The following is a 23102-nucleotide window of genomic DNA, read 5'->3' on the forward strand; positions in this document are numbered from 1 at the left end:
ACTATCGGTCCAATACGATCCGTTCATGGATGAATGGCTCACCGAGCTCGCGCCGCAGCTACGCGCCCTGGTCGAATTGGTTGCCCAAGACGGGCACGTCACCGCATCGGCCACGGCCCTCGGCATCCCGCAGTCGTCGATGAGCAGGCGAATCCATGCACTCGAAAAGGCGCTACACGTGCCCCTGGTGGTACGCGACGGCCGGACGGTGCGCCTCACGCCGGCTGCTGTCGCACTCGGCGATTCGGTACGTGCACCGCTGCGCGAGGTCGAGGCCGCCCTCGCGCAGATCGCCGACACCGCAGATCCCGAGCACGGCACCGTCCGTTTCGGTTTTCCACTGACGATGGGGCCGGACCGGTTCCCGACGTCCTGGTCGCCTTCAGCCATCGCCATCCCGGCATCCATCTCCAACTCAAACAGGCACACGGTGCCGAACTCAGCGACGATCTCCGCCACGGACGGCTCGACCTCGCGATCACGATCCCGCCTCCCGACGACCTGCCGCACCGGCTGCTCGCAACGCAGGAGATCTGCGCGGCTCTGCCGACGGGCCACGCCCTCTCCGGGCGTACATCGATCCGCCTCGACGAACTCGCCGGCGAGCGATTCGTCGCGAATCCGCCCAGTTATCATCTCCGGCAGATCACCGAGGCATGGTGCCGAACAGCAGGATTCACACCCGCCATCGGGATCGAGATCACCCAGTTCTCGACCATCCGTGATTTCGTCCGCAGCGGGCTGGGCGTAGCTCTTCTTCCGCGCGCCCAGCACCGACTCCGCGGCATCGTCGAGACGACCATCGCAGGCGGCGAACACACGCGTCAGATCGCGCTGACATCGGCCACGGCCACCCAAAGCCCCACCACACAGCGATTGAGCACTTTCATCGTCGCTCAACGCTTTTAGTCATCCGCGCCGCGACGGACCCCGGTGTTATCCTGACCACAGGCACCGCGATTGCCATGCCCAGGATGTGAAGAATCTCGCGTCCGCTCATCTCGATGTGAGCGATCGTCCGTCCCGACGGGAGGCCCGATGGTCCCGTGTTCCAGAAGGTCGATCCACCATGACGCATGACTCCCGACGGGAATCGTCGACCGAGACCGGGTTCACCCTGTTCGAGGATCTCGAGCTACACATGCAGTTCGCGCCGGTGTGCCGCTTGACCGACGGTGCCGTCGCCGCGCTCGAACTACAGCTCCGCGGTCCTTCGGGGACCAGACTCGGGACGGTCGACGCGCTGGGCCGGGCGGCGAGGTTGATGGAGCAACATCACGTCATCGACCGCCGTCGGCAACAGTTCGCGCGATCGGCTCGTGCCCGGTCCGTCGCCACGATCCTGCCGCTGCTGGTGGCGATGGATCTCGAACTCCTCGATCAACTCGAGGAAGACACCATGGTCACCCTCGAACGACAGATCGTGGTCGTCATGCCGAGCGCGGTCTCCCGCAGTCCGCAACACACGCTCGCACGAGTGGCCCGGGCCCGGGCGGCCGGCAAGATCATCTGCGTCGATGGCCTCGAGACCAGTGAGGACGCCGCGACTCTGCTCTCCCTGATCGAGCCCGACATCATCGTGACCGGAGCAGCTCTGCTGCAACACAATGCGACTCAGGATTCGGCCCGCCTGGCTCACATACTCGCCGCCCACACAGAGCGAAGTCATGCCGTGGTGATCGCCGAAGGTGTCGACGACGACGCCCGGAGGATCACCGCCATCACGATGGGCGCCTCTTTCGGCATCGGCGCCCTCTACCCTCCGGTGGAGAATCCGACAGCGCTGGCGAATGTCCCGGTGGTCCCGTTGCCCGAGATGCCGGTGTGGTCCACTCCCGGCCCGGATGAGGCCACCCCGTACGCCATCGCCTCGGCCTCGATCGTCCCGCGCCGCGGCGACAAGCGACTGCTCATCGAGATGAGCAAGGCGCTCGAACACCAGGCCGCCATCGGCGGCGCAGCCATCGTGCTGGGCACCTTCCAGCAAGCGGAGCACTTCACCCCGCGGACCGCGGAACGCTGGCGGTTGATGTCCGAGAAGACCGGGCTGGCAGGCGTCTACGGCGTCGGGCTACCCGATCTGCGGGACGGCAACGTCCATCGGGCGCCGCTGCGGTCCGACGACGACCTCGTCGACGAGTGGAACGTCGCTGTTCTCGGCCCACACTTCGCCGCTCTGCTGTCGGCACGAGACCAACACAGTGGTAACGCCGACCTCGACCGCACCTTCGACTTCGTGCAGACCTACGACCGGATGACCGTGACCCAGGCAGTCAGGTCGATCCTGATGCGTTTCGGCTAGACGGCTGCGCCGCCCCGCCCCGCCAATTCAGATGTGGCCGACTCAGATCGGCATCAGGTAATGCTTGCGCGGGGTCCGGTACTCGGTCTTGTCGCGCAACTGCGCCAACGCCTTTCGCAGCTGCAGCCGGGTCTCCGCGGGCTCGATCACGGCGTCGATGTAGCCGCGCTCGGCGGCCAGGTATGGCGTGGCCATGTTGGTGTTGTAGAAGTCGATGAAGTCGCGGCGAACCTTGTCGGAGTCGGCCGCCGACATCCCCTCGGTCTGACGGCGCGTGAGCACCGCAGCCGCCGACTCCGCACCCATGACCGCGATCTTCGCGCTCGGCCACGCCAGGTTGATGTCGGCACCGAGTTGTTTGCAGCCCATCACCGCATACGCGCCGCCATATGCCTTGCGCAGCACCACGGTCACCTTGGGGACATCCGCCTCGACATAGGCGTAGAGGAACTTGCCGGAACGACGGATGGTGCCCTTCTGCTCCTCGGCGAGCCCCGGGAGGATGCCCGGCGTGTCCACCAGGAAGACCAGCGGGATGTGAAAGGCGTTGCAGATCCGTACGAAGCGGGTTGCCTTCTCCGACGAATCCGTGTCCAGCACACCGGACATCACGTTCGGCTGGTTGGCGACCACGCCCACCGCCCGACCGTCGACGCGCGCATATCCGGTCAGGATGTTCGGCGCGAACAGCTCGCCGACCTCATGGAAGGCGCCATCGTCGAACAGCTTGATGACGATGTCGTGCATGTCGTAGCCGGCATTGTCGTTGTCCGGCATGAATTCGTTCAGTGACAGATCCGACTCGGTGATCTCCGGCTCCAGACCGGGATTGATGATCGGCGGCAGCTCATATGCGCTGGACGGCATGTACTGCAGATACTCTCGGACCCACTCGAACGCCGTCTTCTCGTCCACTGCGACGTGATGGATGTTGCCCCACCGCGCCTGGTTGTGGGCGCTACCGAGGTCCTCGGCCGAGATGTCCTCGCCGTTGACCTGTTTGAGCACATCGGGCCCGGTGACGAACATGTAGCTCTTGTCCTCGACCGCGACGAGGATGTCGGTGTTGGCAGGTGTGTACACGGCGCCGCCGGCACACTTGCCCAGGATCACCGAGATCTGTGGAGCGAGACCCGAGAGCAACAGATTTCGACGGCCCATCTCCGCGTACCAGGCCAGCGACGTGACCGCGTCCTGGATGCGAGCACCCGCCGAATCGTTGATGCCGACCATCGGGCAGCCGATCTTGCCGGCCCACTCCATCAGTGCGGAGACCTTGCGGCCGAACATCTCTCCGACGGTCCCGCCGAACACCGTCTGATCGTGCGAGAACGCCGCAACCGGACGGCCGTGCACCAGACCATGGCCGGTCACCACGCCGTCGCCGTACCCACTCTGTGCGGCCCCGGGCATCTTGGCCAGCGCACCGATCTCGACAAAGGTCCCCGGGTCGAACAACATCGCCAGGCGCTCACGAGGCGAACAGATGCCCTTCGCCTGGCGCTTGGCGACGGCCTTCTCGCCTCCGGGGTCCTTGGCGGACTCCAACTTCTCGCGGAGGTCGGCCAGCTTGCCGGCGGTGGTGTCAGTCACGGTGCTCTCTTTCTCACTCGCCGGTGTCGCCGCTGCGACCCGCATTCTTCGAATGCCCGACATTCTTCAGACGTGTGGTGAGGTCCGCCCCGATCTTGCCGATGTAGGGCTCGTCGACGATCGACAGGTGATCGCCGCCGATGTGGATGATCTCCAGATCGTCGACCACCTCGCCCCACCGGCCGTCCTCGTCGATCTTCGCCCATTGCGGCTCGAGTTCGATGGCGCCGTCATGCATCTTGTCGGCACGGTAGAGGATCACCGTGCCGTCATAGGTCGACGGTTCGATGTTCGTCAGGGCGCGGTTGTCGAGGAACGACGTGCGCTGGTGCTCGATGATGCCACCGGGAATCTTGGTCCCCGACATCGACATCATCTCCATGATGATCTGGAACTGTCCCTCGTCGTCGGCCTCGACTAGCCGATCCATCGGGATCGGCACATCCTCGTCGAGGTCATAGGTCTTGACCGCGAAGTCGCGCCACCGCTCGAGGCGGGCCCGTTTGGTGTCGGGGGTCTCGACCACCGGCTCGGACGGACGGACCACGTCGATCAGCCCGACGAAGGAGACCTCCTCGCCCTCCTCGCGTAGCACCTGGGCACAGCCATAGGCCAACGCGCCGCCGAGCGACCACCCGATCAGCACATATGGACCATTCGGCTGGACCTCACGCAGGCGTGGCATGTACTGCCGCACCCGCTCTTCGATCGAGCCCTCGACGCGGTCGAAACCGATCACCGGCTGGTCGTCGGGCAGGCGTTTCAGCAGTGCCTCGTACGCCGATGTGTTGCCACCCGCCGGATGGAACAGCAAGGCGGGCACCGGATCGCCGGCGGCCGGGTCGTAGCTCTTCTTCCCGTTCGGGACCAGTCTCAGGTACCGCAGGAAGCCGTCGGTGTGGGCGCTGGCATCGAGGAACTCACGAACGTAGTTCGACATCTCCTCGATGGTCTCCGAATCGAGGATGTCCTCGACGTCGATGTCGCCGCCGGTTCGCTCGTTCAGGCGGTCGGTGAGCTGCTGGGCCACCTCGTCGGTGAGCACCGGAAGCTTGTTGAAGACACCACCGGCCGACTTCTTGGTGACCACCGCGTACACACCGAAAGTCAGTCGTTCGGCGGCATCTCGCGGCGGCACATCCGAACCCGCAGCATCGGCGACCGCCGACTGATCCGTGAGGCTGGTCGCGGGTCTCGGGTTGCTCTCGGCGGGTTTGACGTTGCTCTCGGCGGGTTGGACGTTGCTCTCAGCGGGTTTGACGTTGCTGTCGGCGGGGCCGGGTTGCTGTCGGCGGGGGCCGGGTTGCTGTCGGCATCGATCAGCGCGTTCAGCGCCGCAGTGTCGAGATCACCCTGTCCCGCAGCGCCTTCCGCCAGCTGAGCGACCTCGTCGCGATGCTCGACGGCGTAGGTCACGAACTTCACCACGTCGGCCAGGTTGGCCTGTCGCATCGCCTGGAGTTGCAGCTGGGGGATGTCGAACTCGAACTCGACCCGGTTCTTGATGCGGACCGCCATCAGGGAGTCCAGACCGAGTTCGATCAGCGGGATCTCACGCGGCAGGTCCTCCGGGTCGTAACCCATGGACTCGCCGACGATCACGGCGAGCCGATTCTCCACGGACTCGCCGGAATCGGGGTTCCACTTGTTGCCGATGTCATCGACGACCTCGTCCTCGACCACCACCTTGTCGTCGGCGAAGACGGCGGCCGGCGATTCGGCAGCCTCGGTCGCCGCCGGCGACGCCGCGGCCCCGCCTCCGGTCACGACCGCCTCGACCAGGAGGCGGAAGTTCTTGTCCTCCTTGGCATGCACGGTCACCGAGGCGCCGCCGGGGTGCGGGCTCAGCGTGGTGGTCAGGGTACCCGCGGCCGGGATGTCACCATGGCCGACCACGGCGCCGACCGCGACGTCGGGCAGCACCTGCGCCGCAGCCGCGCGCACCAGTTCGCGCGGGTCGGTGATCGCCGAGGCGTTCACCTCCCAGGCATGGCGGCCGTCGGGCAGCGCGACATGCGAGCCGGGAGCCCTACCCGCCGACCCGCCGGACGACAACTGCGCCTTGAGCCAGAAGTCCTTGCGCTCGAAGCGTGTTCGCGGGATGTCGCCGAATCCTCCGACACCGAACAGCGATCCGACATCGACGGTGTGCCCGTGCACATACAGCTTCATCAACGCGTTCACCAGCCCGAAGCTCTCATCCTCCTTGCGCCGCAAGGTCTCGATGAGCTCGGCGTCGTGCAGGCCGGCCGAGAAGGTCACCGCGGCGACGGAGATGAGGACGGCGGGATTCGGCGAGAGTTCCACGAACGTGCGATGCCCGTTCTCCACCGATTTCCCGATGGCCTGGCTGAACCAGACACTGTGGCGCAACCCCTTGGTGAAGTACTCGATCGTGTGGACCGGCTCGTGGCCGGGCGGTAGAACGTCTCCCGGTCAACCGAGCTGTAGAAGCCGACGGTGGGACGCAGCGGTTCGATCCCGGTGAGCTCGTAGGCGAGTTCGCCGAGCAACGGATCCATCTGCGAGGTGTGGCTGGCACCCTTGGTCTGCAGTTTGCGACCGAGTTTGCCCTCCTCCTCGGCACGCGCGACGATCGCATCGACCTGCGGCTCGGGGCCACCGATGACCGTGTGGGTCGGTGCCGCGTACACACAGATCTCGAGGTCGGGGTAGTCGACGAGCACGTCGTTGATGTCCTCGGCGCTGTATTCGACGAGGGCCATGAGACGGATGTCGTCGCCGACGAGCATCGACTCGCCCTCGCCCATCAGTCGCGAACGCTGACAGATCACACGGGTCGCGTCTTCGAGCGACAATCCACCGCTGATGTAGGCGGCAGAGGCCTCGCCCATCGAATGCGGTACCAGCACACCGGGTTCCACACCGTGGTGCCGCAACGTGTCGGCCAGCGCCACCTGGATGGTGTAGATGCCGACCTGGCTCGTCTCGATGCCGTATGTCTGTTCGTCGTCGAGAAACATCTCGGCGATCGAGTAGCCGAGCTCGTTCTGCACGTACTCGTCGACGCGGTCGACATACTTCGCGAACACCGGGTTCTCGGTGTAGAGCTGTTTGGCCATCTTGCGGTGCTGCGAACCGAATCCGGAGAGGAGCCAGACCGCCGAAGCGGCGTCGGGAGAATCGGCCGAGTAGACCAGAGGGTTGTTCTTGCCCTCGGCGATCGCCCGCGCACCGGTGATCGCGTCCTCGTGGGTCCGGGCCATCACCACGGCGCGTGAGCGACCGTGGTTGCGGTGAGCCAGCGCCCGACCGATGTCGGCGAGCGATGTCCGTTGTCCCGCTTCGGATTCCAGCCAGTCCAGTAGGTCCTGCGCGGACTTGCGACGACGTGACGGCAGGAATCCGGAGATCACCAGCGGCACCACGGATCCCTCGGCGGCACACGGTGCGAAGCCGTCGGCCGGGTCATTCGCGGTGGTGTCGTCGGGTTGGGGTTCCGCGGTGGCGGCTGCAGCCAGCACGGCCCGCTCGGCCTCGGTGAGGTACTCGTCGTCGTCTTCGTCGTCGAGGGGTGTCGATACGCCGACGGAAGCAGACTCCTCATTCGCCACTCGACCGGCGGTGGGTGCGTCGCCGGCCAGATCCGACGGCAGTACCTCGCGGACCACCAGGTGCGCGTTGGTGCCGCCGAACCCGAAGCCGGAGACACCGGCGATCGCATGTCCGGAGTAGCGCGGCCATTCGGTGGTCTCGGGGACCACCTTCAGCCCGTTCGATCCGAACTGGATGTAGGGGTTGGGTCCCGCGTAGTTCAACGAGGCCGGGATGGTGTCGTTCTGCATCGACAGCACGACCTTGGCCAGCGCGCCGGCGCCCGCCGCGGACTCCATGTGCCCGAAGTTGGTCTTCGCCGATCCCAGCAATGCCGGTGCTCCGACAACGCGGCCCCGGCCCACCACGCGACCGAGCGCATCGGCCTCGATGGGGTCACCCAAGATGGTGCCGGTGCCGTGGGCCTCCACATAGTCGACACTGCGCGGATCGATGGCGGCGTCGGTGTAGGCGTCACGCAACACCTCGACCTGCGCCTCGGGATTGGGCGCGAAGATGCCGTTGGAGCGCCCGTCCGAGTTGACCGCGGAACCGGCGATCACCGCGAGGATCTGGTCGCCATCACGTCGGGCGTCTGCCATCCGCTTGAGCACGAACAACCCGCCGCCCTCGGAGCGGACCATGCCGTCGGCATCGCTGGAGAAGGCCTTGATGTGCCCGTCCTTGGCGACCGCGCCGATGGTGTCGAAGCCGACGGTCGCCGCGGGGGTCAGGATCATGTTGACACCACCGGCCAGGGCGACCTCGGATTCACCCGAACGCAGGCTGCGGACCGCCTGGTGCACGGCGACCAGCGACGACGAGCACGCTGTGTCGAGGGCCACCGACGGCCCGCGGAAGTCGAAGAAGTAGGAGACGCGGTTGGCGATGATGGACGTCGCCGTACCGGTGAGCGCATAGGCCGCCGTATCGTCGGAGCCCTCACCGAGACCGAGTGCCGCCATCAGCTGGTAGTCGTTGGTCGAGGTGCCGACGAAGACGCCCACTGCGCCGCCCTTGAGATCGCTGGGCGGGATGTGCGCGTGCTCGAGCGCCTCCCACGTGAGCTCCATCGCCAGGCGTTGCTGCGGGTCCACCATCTCGACCTCACGCGGACTCATCTGGAAGAAGTCGGCGTCGAACGCTTTCACATTGTCGAGGTAGCCGCCACGCAGATTCCGCTGGGCGAGGACCTCGGCCATGCGCGGGTCCGACTTGAACTCGGTCCAGCGGTCCTCGGGCAGATCGGAGATGCCGTCGCGCCCCTCGATCAGGGCCTCCCACGTCGACTCCGGAGTGCCGCCGGCCTTCGGGAATCGCGTCGACAGACCGACGATCGCGATGTCGTCGTCGTCGCTGCGCTCGCGCTGCCAGAAGGTGTCGTCGGTCTCGAGCCCCTCGTCCGGATCGCCCTCGATGATGCGCTTGGACAACATCGCGATCGTCGGGTGGTTGTAGGCGGCAGTCGCGGTGAGGATGACACCGGTCTTGTCCTCGACATCGGCGGCCAATGCCACCGCGTCGCGCGACGACAGTCCGAACTCCTCCATCGGGCGATCATCGGAGATCTGGTCTGCGGGGATACCCGTGGCCTCCGAGACCCAGGCGCGCAGCCAATCGCGCAGTTCGGCGACGGTGAGATCGCCGGCTGTCTCGCCGGCGGTGCCCTCGGTGTGTCCCTCGATGTGCGAAGCGTCGTCAGCGCGGCTCGACGACGAATCGTCGCCGGGCTCGGGATTGCTGGACTCTTCGGTATTCAGTTCAGACATCGTTTCCAGACTACTGATCGGGACCCTTCGTGGCTCGCAAGCTCGCACCTCAGGGATCGTGGACGGTAGGTAGCTCGCACCTCAGGGATCGTGGCGGTCGAACAACTCGCGCCTCAGGGCAGCAAGCCGTGACTACTCGGCGTCAGGGAACGCGGTCTGCTTGTAGCCGCCACGGAGACTGCCGTCGATGTAGGCCGCGCGGGTGGCGCGGCGGGCGATCTTGCCGCTCGAGGTCCGCGGGATCGATCCGGCCGGGACGAGCAAGATGTCGCGCGCCATCACGCCATGGCGCGACGCGATGGCGGCGCGGACCGTGTCGGCGATCTCCTGCGGATCGTGCCTCTTGCCGGGCCCACGCTCGGCGACGATCACCAGTTGCTCGGACGCGTCGTCGGCGTCGAACTTGAGACCGCTCGTGGACTGCTCGAACACCACCGGGGGGAGCTGATTCGACGGCACGGCGAAGGCCGCGACGAAACCCGGCCGCAGGCTCGTGCTGGACTCCTGTGCGCTGTACTCGAGGTCCTGAGGATAGTGATTGCGGCCGTCGACAATCACCAGGTCCTTGACGCGGCCGGTGATGTAGAGCTCGCCGTCGAGCCAGACGCCATAGTCGCCGGTACGCATCCAGATGGCATCCGCGGGGGCGCCCTCGGTGTGGCTGCCCTCGGCAAGCGGATTGGCGACCTTGTTGTGGAAGGTCTCCGCGGTCTCCTCGGGCTTGTTCCAGTAACCGGCTCCGATGTTGAGGCCGCTCAGCCAGATCTCGCCGACGTGGCCGTCCTGCTGCTCGGTCGCTGTGTCGGAATCCACGATCGCAGCCCACTGGCTGACCGCCACCTGGCCGCAGGAGACCTGCGCGACAGCGTTCGGTGAGTGTTGGTCGACGACCTTGAACTGCCCCGCATTGAGCTCCTCACGGTCGACGTAGATGATCTTGGCCTCGTTCTCGCGCTGAGTCGCGGAGACGAAGAGGGTCGCCTCGGCCATCCCGTAGCAGGGCTTGATGGCTGTCTTGGGCAGCCCGTACGGCTCGAAGGCGTCGTTGAACTTCTTCATCGAGCTGACCGTGACCGGCTCCGAGCCGTTGATCAGGCCGATGACGTTGGACAGGTCCAGGCTCTCGCCATCCTTCGGCAGGCCGCGGACGGCTGCGTGCTCGAAGGCGAAGTTCGGCGCGGCGGCGTAGGTCTCCGCGCCGTCGCTTGCGGCGGCGAGTTCCTTGATCCATCGACCGGGCCGGCGAACGAAGGCCTGTGGGCTCATGATCGTGATGTAGCGGCCACCGAGCGCGGGCAGGATCACCGTGAGCAGACCCATGTCGTGGAACATCGGCAGCCACGTGACGCCACGGGCGTTGCGGTCGATCTCGATCGTGTCGTAGATCTGCAGCACGTTCGCGGCGACGGCCTGGTAGGTGATCTCGACGCCCGCGGGCACACGCGTGGATCCCGACGTGTACTGCAGGTAGGCGACGGTGTCCTTGTTGTGGTCCTTGCCGGCGACCGGGGCCACCCAGCTCGACCCGACCGAGTCCGGAACGGCGTCCACGGCGATGACGCGGGGGCGTTCTTTGGCGGGCAGCGGCTTGAAGAAGTCGCGCACGGCCTCGGCGGATTTCGTGGAGGTCAGGATCGCGGTGGGCTTGCAGTCACCGAGGACCGCGTGCAGACGATCGGTGTGTCCGGGCTCGTCCGGCGAGAAGAGCGGGACCGCGACGTTGCTCGCGTAGAGCGCGGAGAAGAAGCCGATCACGTACTCGAGCGACTGGGGCGCCAGGATCGCGACACGGTCACCGGGCTTGGTGACCTGCTGCAGTCGCGCCGCCACTGCCCGCAGACGCTTACCGAACTGCGCCCACGTCAGGTCCTGCGCCTCACCGTCACGCTCGCGGCTGTAGTCGATGAAGCGGTAGGCGAGGGTGTCGGCCTTGTCGCGCACATTGCGCTCGACATAGTCGACGAGGGTGGCGTCCTCGGTGAAATGCAGCTGGCCGTTCTCATCGAGGAACTGCTCGAATTCTGTGTTCAACATCCGTTACTCCTGTGGCCCCCACGTGGCAGGCAGCACCCGCTGGTCGTTCGGCACTCCCCGCGATGCCGTCCGCCTGCGCCTTCCACGCCCTGTGTACTACCGCGGTCACGGTAGTCCAATCTCGTTATCTGCTCGAAATGCTCATGATCGTCAACTCGATCTTCGTGCCGGCGCAGACCGGGCATTTCCCCCGTTTGCCGGCACCCGATGTCCGTTCACCTGGTCATATGCGTTCAGGCCGTCGGCAATCTTACTCTCCCTTGAGAAGCTGGATCACCGGCGCGAACGCATCCATCTGAGTCGGGAAGACCCCGACGTAGGACATCGACGTCCGTCGTCGAACCTCCCGGATCTGGTCCGCGATCTCCTCGAAGGTACCCATGGCCAGATACGGGGAGTGCAGCACGTCCTCGACGGTGAACTCGGTGTCGCGCTCGATGTTGGGCGGATAGCCCTGCTCGAGGGCTTTCAGGGCCATCTCCGCCGTCGCCTCGCGGTCGTCGGTGATGACGATGACCGCGATCGTCCAGTTCAGTTCGATGTCGTCGAAGCGCTCACCCGCGGCCTCACGGATCCGGTCGACCCGCTCGGCGGTCTTCTCGATCGTCATGTCCGAGAGCTTCATCTTGCCGTCCGGCGTGGTGCTCGGCGCCACCGAGATGATGTCGGCGTGCTTGGCGGCCAGTGCCAGCATCTTGGGCCCACCCCCGCCGACGGCGATCGGCGGACGCGGCCCCTGGCGCGGTCGCGGGCTGCCCTCCAGCCCGTTGATCTGATAGAACTCGCCCTCGAAGTTCACGGTCTCGCCGCGCATCAGACCGTCGAGGACGGTGAGCGCCTCGTCGAGGCGACGGATCCGCACGCCGGGCGACTCGAACTCGATACCCGCCTTGTCGAACTCTTCCTTCATCCAGCCGGCGCCGATGCCGAGTTCCAGCCGCCCCTTCGACAGCACGTCGATGGTGGTGGCCTCCTTGGCCAGCAACGCCGGGTGCCGCCAACCGTTGGCCAACACGGATGTACCGAGCCGGATGGTGCTGGTCGCCTGGGTCAGCGCGCCGAGCGCTGCGATGGGACCGACCTGGTTGCCGAGGTGGTCCGGGATGGCGAACGTGTCATAGCCGTACTCTTCGGCCGTTTGCGCGAGCTTCACGAACTTGCGCGCGCCGCCCTCGTCCTTGTTGCCTTCGCCGCCGGCGCCGAACCGGAACTTTCGAAGGTTCCCGGGTTCGCTCATTCGAAATATCTCCTCATGCGCGTGTGCGCGGTCGTCTGGGGCGGGTGCCCGATCGCCAACACACGTTAATGGAGCGAGAGGGCACCACCAAACGAATCGGTGAAGGTCGGCGGCATTTTACGGCGTAGACCACATCTGGGACCTTTGACCCAGTCGGGGCCACTCAGTTGTGCGCGGGACGAGGCGCGTCGTCGATCACGTCGCTCGCCCAGCCGTACATCCACTGCGTCGCGGTGGAGCCGTCGTCGGACCAATACCGAGGCGTTGCGTACATCGCGTGCACCGGATTGTTGATCGCGCCCGCGAGTTGACTCACCGCCCCGATGGGGTTCGTCACCGTCGGCGAGTCACAGATGAGATCCCCCGGCGCACAAATGGATTGGACACGGTCACGGAGATCGCCGAAGCCGCCCGTACGCGGACCGGTCATCGTGATGCCCGGGACGATGCCGCGCATTCCCGACAGTGCGACCTCGGCGCCGACGCCGTCCGGAGAGGGCCCGATGTCGTTCTGCTTGCCCGGCTCGCGTCGGCCGTCGGCGATGAGTCCGACACCGAGAACGAGGTCCTGATCCGACGAGTCGAGCACTCCGCGCCCGTTGCCGATGTTGCTCGCGAGGTCGCCGGCGATCACCGCCCCCTGCGAGAAGCCCATGATCACGTATCGGGTCAGCGGGCACTTCTTGTTGGTGTCGATGATCTTTCCCGCGGCGCGCTTGTAGCCCTGGGTTCGCGAGACGTTGTAGTCGGCCTGCCGGTCCGTCAGATTGGTCGGATTCCGGAACTGCGCGATGTAGGGCACCGTGTAGACGCTCGTCCGCGAGGAGGGGAACTCGTCGGCGAGCGCGCTCGAGACACGCAGCATCAGCGACCTGGGGTTGGCCGTGGGGTCATACGGGTCGTCGTCGGGCGCGGATTCCCACGTGCCCGGGATCACCAGGCTCAACACGTCGGGACAATCAGCCGACTGTGCGTCGGGACGCTCCTTGGTCTCCGACGTCGAGGGTCCGCCCCGGGGGTCGGGAGTCGCGGGGGCCCCGGCTGGAGAAGAGTGATCACCAGAATCACGATCAAGATGATCGCGATGACCGCGAGCAGACCGAGGAACAGCAGCAATTTCGGCAGCCGGCGCCTTCCGCGCGGCTTCGCCTTCCGTGCGTTCACCGTCAGCAGTAATGCTCGTCAGCGGCTTTGATCACCTTGTCGGCCTTGGAGTTGGCCTCTGCCACGGTCTTGGTGCCCGGTCCGACCGATGCCGTCACGAAAGCCTTCACCGTGACCGGATCGGTGCCCTTGCGACGCTCGTTGCAGACATATTCGGCCATCGTCAGGGCGACCGAGTTGTCGGTGTCGCCCATGAACGTGACCTTCTGCGTCTTCAGGGCGGCGAGATAGGCCTGGCCCTTTGCGTTCACTTTCTGCCCGTCCGGCCCGGGGAAGCTCTGCGGCACGCCGGTACTCGGGTTGGGCGCGGTGGCGGGCAGCGCCGATCCGGCTGCGGCCGACTGACCGTCCCCGATGCCGACGACGGGGCCGCAGAGTCGTCGGCGCTCTGGGAGGCCGAACTGGGCTGTGTCGAATACATGGACGTGGTGGTGACCGGATTGCTCGTGATCGGCGCGGTGGCGGTCGAGTCGTCGGAGCAGGCCGACACCGAACCCAGCGTCAGCGCGGCGCCCGCCACGACCATCGCGAGTTGCAGAAACTTTCTGGTCATCGTCACTTCCTCGTCGCGCCCGGGCAGTGGTTTCGACGGTGATCCATCGACCCCGACCGCCCCGACTCTCACCTGATGCCGCACCTCGCCTTCCGGCGATCGGCCTGCCGCAAGGCTACCCGCTCAGAGGCAGGCTTCCGGCACAGCGACCCGCCCGACCTGCGGAAACACGCCGATTCCTCAGCGAAGTCTCAGCACGGGTGACACCTGCGCTCAGATTCACGACCCGGGCGCGAGTTCCTCACTTGGTGACCCGAGCGCCGTCCTTGGCGGTCCACACGATCTTGCCGTGCTCGAAGGTGTTGAACCGGCCCTTGCCGTCACGGGTGGGAAGCTCGTCACTGGTCGGCAGGCCGAGCTTGCCACCGGGACCCCCGGCGCCGACGTAGGCACCGCCGATGCCGCCACCGACCACCTTCGGGCCCTTCGGCCCGCTGATGATGCGGCCGCCGCGGAAGTCCTGCGCCTTGCCGCCGGGCACGGCGTAGACGGGGGTCAGGCATTCGCCCAGCGACTTCCGGTTGGCGTCGTAGGCCTTGCGGAACCCGACCTTGCAGACCGGACGATCGCCGCCCAGTCCCAGTGCGGCGGAGGCCTGCGGCCACGACTGCTCCATCTCGAACTGCCAGTAGGGCCAGGTGTGCGTGCCCGACGGCCGGTACACGGCCTGTCCGGGGATGCCGAGCTGGTTCAGCTTGATGGCGAACTGCTGGGAGGTGACCCGACTCAGGATCTCCAGCCCGACCCCGGAGTAGTTGGTGGCCAGCATCGGGATGTCGGAGGGCTTGTCGTGCGGGCCGACCAGGCCGTTGCCCGACGACACGTAGAGACTCGTCCCGCGCAGTTTGTCGGCGAGCAGGTAGGGATCGTGTTCCTTCCAGGCCGGGTCACTCGGCGGTCCGAACATCTTCATCGAGTCGTAGCCGCCACCGTCACGGAGCGCGAACTGGATCGCCTGCGGCATGCCGTACGAGGTCATCTGCAGGATGCCGGAGAACGACGCCGCGTATTTGTAGTAGCCCGGATTGCGTGCTGCGAGCATCATCGCGGCGGAACCACCCATCGACAGGCCCTGGATGCCGCGCACGTCACTGGATCGCCACTGGCCTTCCAGAACGGGCGGGAGTTCCTTCTGCAGGAAGGTCTCCCAGCGGTAGAGCTTGCCCTTGTCGCCCTCTTTCCAGTCCGTGTAGAAACTGGACTCGCCACCGATCGGGAGCACCACGTTGACATTCTTGTCGCGGTAGAAGTCCTCGATGTCGGTGTTGATGATCCAACCGCTCTGATCCTCCTGGGCACGCAGGCCGTCGAGGGTCACCAACTGCGGAAAGGTCTGCTTGGGCTTGGCCCACCAGTCACGGGCCAACAGCAGCTGGACCTGGATGTCGGTGTTCATCGCAGGCGAATGCACCCACAGCGCCACGCGCCGGTCGGAGTACCAGTAGGTCTTGGTGACCTTGACCTCGCCGACCGGCTGAGCGGCCATCGGCGCGGGTGCGGCCGGCTGCGCCTGCGGGGCGGGCGGTTGAGCCCGCGGGGCGGGCGGGGCAGCCGGGGCGGCCCCGCGGGGCTGAGCCGGAGCGGGCGGAGCGGCCGGAGCCGCAGGGGCGGCGGGTGCCGGCGGAGCGGCGGGTTCGGCGCTCGCGGGGGTCACCACAGCCCCTGCGATGAGCACCACCGCGGCGGCGCTCGCCACGCCTGCCGACGTCCACCGGGCGATCACCATGTTGCGCCCCCCATCATGCTGCGTCTCGTGACGCCGAACCACTCGCCGTTTCACCCTCGGACTCCTTCGCACACCTGAGCATCACGGCGTCCGTCCTGGTGAGCCGGTAACTTTCTCCCCAGAAGTCACATCAACCTCACAGACAACAGAACGCCCTACGTGTTTCTTACACGTAGGGCGTTCTGATTTGCGTGCGCCACGCTGTTACGCGTGGGATTTGTGTGACTAATGTTGCCGGGCGGGTTACCCCGCCGCCGCGGTCAGCGGAAGAAGCCTCGGTTCTTGGCGTTCCACAACATGTCCTGCCAGTAGCCCCACGCGTGGGTGCCGTTGGCGTCGTACGTCATGACTGGCAGTCCCTGCAGGGCGGCCGCCGCCTCGAAGGCCTTGGCCTGGGTGAACGCCAGCACCTCGAGCGTCGAACCCTTGAAGAGATCGTCGAAGACGTTCGGAAGGGCGTTGTACTGACCGAACAAGCCGTTGCCCGAGCCGACGAAGATCTTCATGCCGTGCATCCGGTTGATGTTCATGAACGGGTCGTTGTCGATCCAGCGCGGGCTCCACGGCGGGCCCCACATGCTGTCGATGTTCCACGGCTTCGGGTCGACGTCCAGCATCGCGAGACGCAGCGCGCTGCGCATGCCCGGCGCGTTCAGGAAGTTGTATCCCGACAGCGATGCCGCGCGGTCGAAGTTGCGACGGTTCTGCGCGCCGATCACGAGCGCCGCGTTACCGCCCATCGACAGACCGGCGATGGCGTACTTGCGGCCGGCACCGACGCGGTAACCGCGCGCGTCGAGGGCGCGGATCAAGGTGTTGGTGATGACGCAGTTCCACTTGTACGTGTACTTCTGGCCGTTGAAATTGCTGGGCGCATCCCAGTCCGAGTAGAAGCTCGCCGGGCCACCGATGGGCTCGACGACGTTGACGCCGGAGCGCACCATCTCCTGGACGTTGCTGTTGATCTCCCAGCCGCTGTAGTCGTACTGGGCACGCATGCCGTCGAGCAGGATGACGGTCTTGTAGTTGCCCGGACGCTTCCAGGCACGGACCTTCACATTCGGCATGCCGCAGCCGTTCACGAAGAACTGCTCACGTCCGACCGACGTCCCACCGATCCGGGCGTCCGCCTGGCCCGCTCCCCCGATTACTCCGGCGAGTCCGATCACTGTCGCCATCGCGACGAACACGGCGACGAAACGATTATTCGTCCGACCGGCCATTCGCGGTTTGGCAGCACCTTCGCGCATCGACTGTTTTCTCCCTCTGTCACCTGTCAGGTCAGGGACCTGTTGTCCCCGGCCCGACCGGATCTTCTACGACACCCGGCCGCTGGCCCTCCCCGAACCAACGCCCGATCGACGAGTGAATCACTCATTCATCAGGCGACATTCGGCCATTCGGCACCGTTTGGGGAGCCTATTGCATACCCCTGACCCTGACAAACGCTGTGATGGCTGTCACAGCTTCAGGGCCGGCCCTCCATGGCGAATCAGCGCACGGGTGTCCTGGTCACGCTGGTCTATCGACCAGATCCCGCCGAACGTTACCGATTCGAGATATTGAACGGCAAACCGGGCGTCAGCGCGGGTGGATGCGCGGCGGCATCTCCAGGCCACACCGTGCGATCTCGTATTCCGGATCACGCTCGATCCGGTAGTCGGTGAAGGTGAACGATCGTTTGAGGTTGCTCTTGAACCGCTCGAAGGTCCATGGGCCCTCGTACGACTCGAACCGCTCCTTGGTCTCCGGACACTTCAGTGCCACCTCGGCCTGCCGGACCACGTCTTCGTCGAGATAGCCCGGCAGCACCGGCTTACGCGGGAAGGCGTGTGCCTCGGCGACCACCCATTCCGACGGCAGCACCTTGTCGTGGCCGATCCGGCCGTCCTCGAGCCGCTCGGTGTGGGCCGCCAGCGGATATGCCAGGCCCATCTGGTCGATGACACGGACGTCGAGCGGCGCGTTCATGCTCGTCATACCCAGGTTGAGGAAGTAGACCGACAGCTTGCGCTTCTGGGGCGGGATGTCGCCGGGCAGCTTGGCGATGTACCACTCGTCGTAGTTGAACGACGGCAGGATCACGCCGCCCTGACGGTGGTATTTGTCGATCCACTCGACCATCGCACGCATGCGCGGGTAGTCGAGGTAATCCTGCGCGGTGATCGGATTCGGATTGCCCATGTTGGTCGTGTAGAACCGGCGCTCGTCGACGATGCCGCTGCGCCCGATGTCGATGCCGGCGTTCGGCAGGACGTTCTCGTGGCTGTCGACGGCCCACACCAGGGTGGTCACCCAGATCGCCGCCATCACGACCGAGCCGACGAGCTGGACGCGCGTGCGCCGCGCGCGGGCCGCGGTCTCGGGGGTACGACGGAAGGCCGCACGCACTTGGGCCGGGATGGTGACCGGAATCACCATCAGCGGCAGCATCAGGGTGAAGAGCGGCACGAGCAGAACCCGGCCGTGCATGAAGTCGCCACCCTGCCGGATCCAGTAGATCCCACTGATCAGTCCGGCGACCAGGATCAGGACCACCACAGCGGTCGGGCTCTGCAAGGAGGCCGACCACCGCGACAGGCGTGTCCCCGGCTGCCGGGCTGCCGGATGCGCGGGATCGTCGTCGGCGGCGGTGACGTCGGCAGTGGTGTCGTCGGCAGTGGTGTCGTCGGCAGTGGTGTCGTCGGCGGCGGTGACACGCATCCGATTCGCGACGACGATCAGGATCCCCGCGACGACGGCCAGGACGACCGGCAACACGAGCACATAGGGACCGAAGAGGTTGCCCACATAGATGAAGCCCTGATGCCATTTGGAACCGCTGGCATCTTTCGCCACTGCCGGGTTCGGCACCAGGAGGGCGTAGTAGCCCATCCGGAAGATCTGATAGCCCACCGGCAAGACGGCGGCCGCGAACACCATGCCGAGCCGCATCTTCCACGACGACGGGGCCAGGATCACCAGCAGCAGGACGAGACCGCCCACCACTGTCAGCTCGGGACGTACCAGCGGTGCCAGCCCCGCGGTGAAGGCCAGCGCGATCGTGGCGGCTCGGCCGCCCAGCGTGACACCACCGCCCTGGCGGCGGCTCCACGCGACGAGCTGGCACCACAGCACGGCAACCCAGAAGATGCAGAGTCCGTTCTCCAGCCCGCTGGTCGCGAAGTCGCGTGCCGGTGGCAGAGCGATGTAGACGATCGCGCCGAACGGCAGGAGAAGCGTCCATCCGTCGCCGCCCAGCCCGCCGAGGCGGGTCCGGAACAGACGCGCGGTGCCGTACATCGCGATCGGGATCGCCGCCACGGACAGGACGAGTGCCACCCACAGGGCCACGTACTCGAGCCGGCCGTCGGTGACCCAGGCCCAGAACCACAGCACGTAGGTCCAGGCTGTCGACGTGTTGGCTTCCACGCGCTCGCCCGCGTTGAAGACGGGACCGTTGCCGGCGAACAGGTTGCGCAGGGTGCGCAGGACGATGAGCCCGTCGTCGGCGATCCAGCGACGCTCCCACGCGCCTATCGCGAAGAACGTGGCCGTCACCGCCGCCCCGATGACGAAGCTGATCGTCGGCACCCATTGCCGTGGACCCCAACCGCGCACACCCGCGCGCGTCGTCAGAGATGCGTCGGCAGTCTCGAATTTGTCGGTGACGGACTCGTCCGAATCCGAATCGTGGGCGGGACTCTGGGCGAAGGACGAGTGCTCAGGAGACTGCATAGACCGCGACACCCACGCATACTAACCAGGCGACGGCCAGCAACTGCAGGACGCGGTCCCCGAGCGCGATCTCCTCGGGTTCACCCGCTTGGCCACCGTCGATGTCCACGGCGTAGCGCAGGATGGCGATGGTGAACGGGACCATCGAGATGGCGTAGGCGACGTTGGTGTCGTGCCCGGAATTCTTGTCGAATGCCCACAGTCCGTAGAACACGACGACTGCTGTCGCCGACAGTGTCCAGACGAATCGCAGGTACGTGGTCGTGTAGTACTGCAGTGCCTTGCGGATCTTGGCGCCGGTCCGTTCGGCGAGCTGGAGTTCCGCATAGCGCTTGCCCGCCGCCATGAACAGCGAACCGAAGGCCATCACGAGCAGGAACCACTGCGAGAGTTCGATCTCGGCGGCGACACCACCGGCGATCGCGCGCAGCAGGAATCCCGACGACACGATGCAGATGTCGATGACGGGCTGGTTCTTCCACCCGAAGCAATATCCGAACTGGATGCCGAGATAGATCGCGATGACCATCGCGGTCTGCCAGTTGGCGATGAAGGCGATCCCGAGCGAAGCGATGAACAACACCGCGGCGAGGCCGTACGCGAGCGGCACCGGCACCACGCCGGCGGCAATCGGCCGGAACCGTTTCGTCGGGTGATTGCGATCGGATTCGACATCCTTGGCGTCGTTCACCAGATAGATGCACGACGCGGCGAGGCAGAACGCGACAAACGCGATCGCCACCGGGCCGAGCACATCGCCGTCGCCGACGCTGCCCGCGGCCAGTGGCGCCGCGAGGACGAGGACGTTCTTGACCCATTGTCGCGGCCGAACGGCCTTGATCAGACCGGTCGCCAGATTCTTCGGGGGTCCCAGCACCGGTTCGTGCTCGATCGGCTCTTCGCTCATGTCCTCGGGCTCATCTCGTTCCTGGATGTCGCGAACAGTCTGTCACCCGCCACCACGGCGGCCGCGCTCGCGGCACCGATCGTCGCTCCCGCGAGCACATCGGTGGGGTAGTGCACACCCAGGACCAGCCGCGACACCAGCATCGGCGGGACGAGGGCAACCGGCAACGCGGCCGGGGGCAGACCCGCGGCGCGACCGATGAGGATCGCCGCGGCGGTCGTCGACGTGGCATGCGACGACGGGAAGCTCAGCTTGCTGGGGGTGGACACCCCGATCCGGATGTCCGGATGCGAGGGTCGAGGACGTCGGATGACACGTTTGATGACGACCGATGCGGCGTGGGCGCCGAACGCTCCCACCCCCGCCTCGATCCACCGTCGCCGCGCGCTCATGTCCCCGCGACGATGCGCCAGGACCGCGCCGGTTCCGGCCACCGTCAGCCAGCCGAGGGAGTGCTCACCGAAATGTGAGAGCCCGCGCGCCGCGGGGATCACCCCGGGCCGGTCTGCGATCGCGGTCTGCAGACGTACCAGCAGTCCCGCTTCACCGGTTATCGGGCCGATGACCCCCTCCGCCCCCACGCGGCGTGAATCAGTCGATTCCGAAGACACGCGCCCAACTCTCCTGACTCGTCAGTTCCTGATGCTTGGCGCGGTAGGTCTCGCGCATCTCCGGGAATCGTTCGCGAAGTTCCCGTACGAGCGCGGCAGATTCCTTGGCCAGCGCGAACATCTTGTCACGGTCGCGCTGTCGGTAGACCACGCCGCGGCCGTCTGCCGTGGTCACCGTCACGCCGTCCACTCGGCCGAGGCTGAACCAGCGCGCCTCGATCGGCGGATAGTTCGCCTGCGGCACCTCGTGATGACGCGGATCGGCCGGACGCGCGTTGTTGAGCACCGACGCCGCGAGCGACTTGATCTTCGCGACGGTGCCCACGGGCACCCGGGTGCCGAGATGGGTCGCCTCACCGCTCGTACGTGGCAGCGCGGTCGCCGACGGCAGCACCACCGCGTCGGGATACTGCTTGCGCATCGCCGCGATCTTCGGCAACGCGGTCGGGAGCAGATCCCGGATGTGATCGGGACCGGCAAGGAAGTCGCGGATCGCCTCGTTCTGGATCGCGACTGTCGAATACTCCAGGCACAGAAGATGTTTGGACGTGGCCTTGACCATCGACTTGAGGATTCCGTCGATCGGACCGTCCTGGATCAGCGATGCGACCACCAGACGATTACGCAGGTGGAAATAGGCCTGCCAGTCGATGGCATCATCCTTGTCACTCCAGGCCATGTGCCAGATCGCGATGCCCGGCACGGTCGCCGTGGGATATCCGGCCCGCGCCGCGCGCAGCGCGAACTCCCAGTCGTCCCATTTGATGAACAGCGGCATGGGCAGCCCGATGGACTCCGCACACTCGCGCGGGATCATGCACATCCACCACCCGTTGCCGTCGACGTCGATCCGACGATGCAGGTTCTTGGAGTTCTCCCGGTCGCGCAGCGGATGTTTCGCAAAATTGTGGTCGTATTCGACGAACGGCGCCGCGGTCCACATGAAGTTGTGGCGGTTGATCACCTCGCCCATGCAGTGCAGGTGGCTGCGATCCTGCAGGTTGAGCATCTGTCCGCCGACGAGCATCGGCGTCTTGGCGAATCGGGACATGGCGAGCGCCCGCAGGATCGAATCGGGCTCGATCATGATGTCGTCATCCATGTAGAGGATGTACGGAGAGTCGGTGAGCCGCAACGCTTCGTACATGATGCGGGCGTAACCGCCGGAGCCGCCGAGGTTCGGCTGCTCGAAGATGTGCAACCGGTCGCCGAGTGCGTCGGCGGCCTCGCTGTAGCCGGGCTCGTCGATCACCTTGCGGGTGCCCTGATCGGGCATCAGGACCGCGTCGATCACCTCGTCCACCAACGGATCCGATGTGAGCGCCGCCAGCGCGTTGACCGCGTCGGTCGGACGGTTGAACGTGGGGATGCCCACGGTGACGCGGCGGGTCTCCGGTCCGGTGGGGCTGTCGATCGGCGCGTACCAGCCGGCCGCGACGATCTCGGTGTCGGTGTCGGTGGTGATGTCGAACCAGATCCACCCGCCATCCTCGAACGGACCGAGGTCGAGCTCGAATTCCGCGACGCCACGGCCGTTCTCATCGGTGGCGATCAGGTCTCCCCCGATGCCGATCCGGGAGCCGTCGATCTTGGAGCGGTACAGGTCCACCCGACAGGTGCCGATGACCTCGACGCGCAGCACCACCGATTCCAGGATGCTCCACCGCCGCCAGTACGACGCGGCGAACGCGTTGAAGTAGGTCTCGAAACTCACCTCGGACTCGCCACCGACGAGCACCGACGTGCGGCTCGGGGCGTGCGCCCGACGCGAATTGTCTTCCGACTCGACCAGATACAGCGATCGCACGTCGATCGGCTCACCGGGGCGCGGGAAGATGACCCGCTGCAGGAGCGAGGCCGCCTTCGACGGGCCCGCACCCGCGTCGGGGATGTCGGTCTGGTCCACGGGGGTCACGGTCATGTCTCCGCCTCGG

The 23102-nt window shown here is 66.1% G+C and carries 12 protein-coding genes and 3 pseudogenes; 3 read left to right on the forward strand and 12 right to left on the reverse strand.

Annotated elements, in window-relative coordinates:
- Nucleotides 1-25 precede the first annotated feature (25 nt).
- Both GTV32_RS14775 and GTV32_RS14780 read left to right on the forward strand, forming a co-directional pair.
- Nucleotides 26-909 (forward strand): annotated as a pseudogene (locus GTV32_RS14775) (LysR family transcriptional regulator).
- Between the two features lie 160 nt (nt 910-1069).
- Nucleotides 1070-2302 (forward strand): DICT sensory domain-containing protein, encoded by a 1233-nt coding sequence (locus tag GTV32_RS14780; protein WP_161060953.1) that lies wholly within the window; start codon nt 1070-1072, stop codon nt 2300-2302.
- 42 nt (nt 2303-2344) lie between these two features.
- Here GTV32_RS14780 and GTV32_RS14785 read toward each other — a convergent pair whose 3' ends face one another.
- The 6 genes and pseudogenes from GTV32_RS14785 to GTV32_RS23480 all read right to left on the reverse strand — a co-directional run bounded on the left by GTV32_RS14785 (nt 2345) and on the right by GTV32_RS23480 (nt 13941).
- Nucleotides 2345-3895: an acyl-CoA carboxylase subunit beta gene (locus GTV32_RS14785; RefSeq protein WP_161060954.1), complete on the reverse strand. Its 1551-nt coding sequence runs from the start codon at nt 3893-3895 to the stop codon at nt 2345-2347.
- Between the two features lie 13 nt (nt 3896-3908).
- A pseudogene (pks13, locus tag GTV32_RS14790) lies at nt 3909-9219 on the reverse strand (polyketide synthase Pks13).
- A 132-nt stretch (nt 9220-9351) separates the two neighbouring features.
- Nucleotides 9352-11253 carry a long-chain-fatty-acid--AMP ligase FadD32 gene (fadD32, locus tag GTV32_RS14795; RefSeq protein ID WP_161060955.1) on the reverse strand — a complete coding sequence of 634 codons (1902 nt, stop codon included), beginning with the start codon at nt 11251-11253 and terminating at the stop codon, nt 9352-9354.
- A gap of 250 nt (nt 11254-11503) precedes the next feature.
- A complete protein-coding gene (locus tag GTV32_RS14800) occupies nt 11504-12490 on the reverse strand; it encodes an LLM class F420-dependent oxidoreductase (RefSeq protein WP_161060956.1) in 987 nt (328 codons plus the stop codon).
- A 163-nt stretch (nt 12491-12653) separates the two neighbouring features.
- A pseudogene (locus GTV32_RS14805) lies at nt 12654-13654 on the reverse strand (cutinase family protein).
- Nucleotides 13655-13656: 2 nt separating this feature from the next.
- The gene (locus GTV32_RS23480) at nt 13657-13941 is read right to left on the reverse strand and encodes a DUF732 domain-containing protein (protein WP_343287340.1); all 285 of its coding nucleotides are present in this window, start codon (nt 13939-13941) and stop codon (nt 13657-13659) included.
- Between the two features lie 144 nt (nt 13942-14085).
- On the opposite strand from GTV32_RS23480, the gene GTV32_RS23485 reads away from it, so the two are divergent.
- A complete protein-coding gene (locus tag GTV32_RS23485) occupies nt 14086-14283 on the forward strand; it encodes a hypothetical protein (protein ID WP_237421547.1) in 198 nt (65 codons plus the stop codon).
- Nucleotides 14284-14448: 165 nt separating this feature from the next.
- Here the strand turns inward: GTV32_RS23485 and GTV32_RS14815 are convergent, their stop codons facing one another.
- The 6 genes from GTV32_RS14815 to GTV32_RS14840 form a co-directional block, all read right to left on the reverse strand.
- Nucleotides 14449-15933 (reverse strand): alpha/beta hydrolase-fold protein, encoded by a 1485-nt coding sequence (locus tag GTV32_RS14815; protein WP_161062549.1) that lies wholly within the window; start codon nt 15931-15933, stop codon nt 14449-14451.
- A gap of 260 nt (nt 15934-16193) precedes the next feature.
- The gene (locus tag GTV32_RS14820; RefSeq protein ID WP_161060957.1) at nt 16194-17183 is read right to left on the reverse strand and encodes an alpha/beta hydrolase-fold protein; all 990 of its coding nucleotides are present in this window, start codon (nt 17181-17183) and stop codon (nt 16194-16196) included.
- A 331-nt stretch (nt 17184-17514) separates the two neighbouring features.
- Nucleotides 17515-19650 carry a hypothetical protein gene (locus GTV32_RS14825; protein ID WP_161060958.1) on the reverse strand — a complete coding sequence of 712 codons (2136 nt, stop codon included), beginning with the start codon at nt 19648-19650 and terminating at the stop codon, nt 17515-17517.
- The gene (locus GTV32_RS14830; protein ID WP_161060959.1) at nt 19637-20557 is read right to left on the reverse strand and encodes a decaprenyl-phosphate phosphoribosyltransferase; all 921 of its coding nucleotides are present in this window, start codon (nt 20555-20557) and stop codon (nt 19637-19639) included. Before GTV32_RS14830 ends, GTV32_RS14825 begins: the two co-directional genes overlap by 14 nt.
- A complete protein-coding gene (locus GTV32_RS14835; RefSeq protein WP_161060960.1) occupies nt 20554-21168 on the reverse strand; it encodes a phosphatase PAP2 family protein in 615 nt (204 codons plus the stop codon). The genes GTV32_RS14830 and GTV32_RS14835 overlap by 4 nt, the downstream gene beginning before the upstream one ends.
- Nucleotides 21149-23089, reverse strand: a complete 1941-nt coding sequence (locus GTV32_RS14840; RefSeq protein WP_161060961.1) for a glycosyltransferase — start codon at nt 23087-23089, stop codon at nt 21149-21151. The genes GTV32_RS14835 and GTV32_RS14840 overlap by 20 nt, the downstream gene beginning before the upstream one ends.
- Nucleotides 23090-23102: the final 13 nt, after the last annotated feature.

The sequence above is a fragment of the Gordonia sp. SID5947 genome, assembly GCF_009862785.1.
Classification (GTDB): Bacteria; Actinomycetota; Actinomycetes; order Mycobacteriales; family Mycobacteriaceae; genus Gordonia.

Coding starts and splice junctions, on each gene's coding strand:
- GTV32_RS14830 (WP_161060959.1), bottom strand. CDS start 20,557: ATGAGCGAAGAGCCGATCGAGCACGAACCGGTGCTGGGACCCCCGAAG.
- GTV32_RS14780 (WP_161060953.1), top strand. CDS start 1,070: ATGACGCATGACTCCCGACGGGAATCGTCGACCGAGACCGGGTTCACC.
- GTV32_RS14820 (WP_161060957.1), bottom strand. CDS start 17,183: ATGCGCGAAGGTGCTGCCAAACCGCGAATGGCCGGTCGGACGAATAAT.
- GTV32_RS14815 (WP_161062549.1), bottom strand. CDS start 15,933: ATGGTGATCGCCCGGTGGACGTCGGCAGGCGTGGCGAGCGCCGCCGCG.
- GTV32_RS14825 (WP_161060958.1), bottom strand. CDS start 19,650: ATGCAGTCTCCTGAGCACTCGTCCTTCGCCCAGAGTCCCGCCCACGAT.
- GTV32_RS14800 (WP_161060956.1), bottom strand. CDS start 12,490: ATGAGCGAACCCGGGAACCTTCGAAAGTTCCGGTTCGGCGCCGGCGGC.
- fadD32 (WP_161060955.1), bottom strand. CDS start 11,253: ATGTTGAACACAGAATTCGAGCAGTTCCTCGATGAGAACGGCCAGCTG.
- GTV32_RS14840 (WP_161060961.1), bottom strand. CDS start 23,089: ATGACCGTGACCCCCGTGGACCAGACCGACATCCCCGACGCGGGTGCG.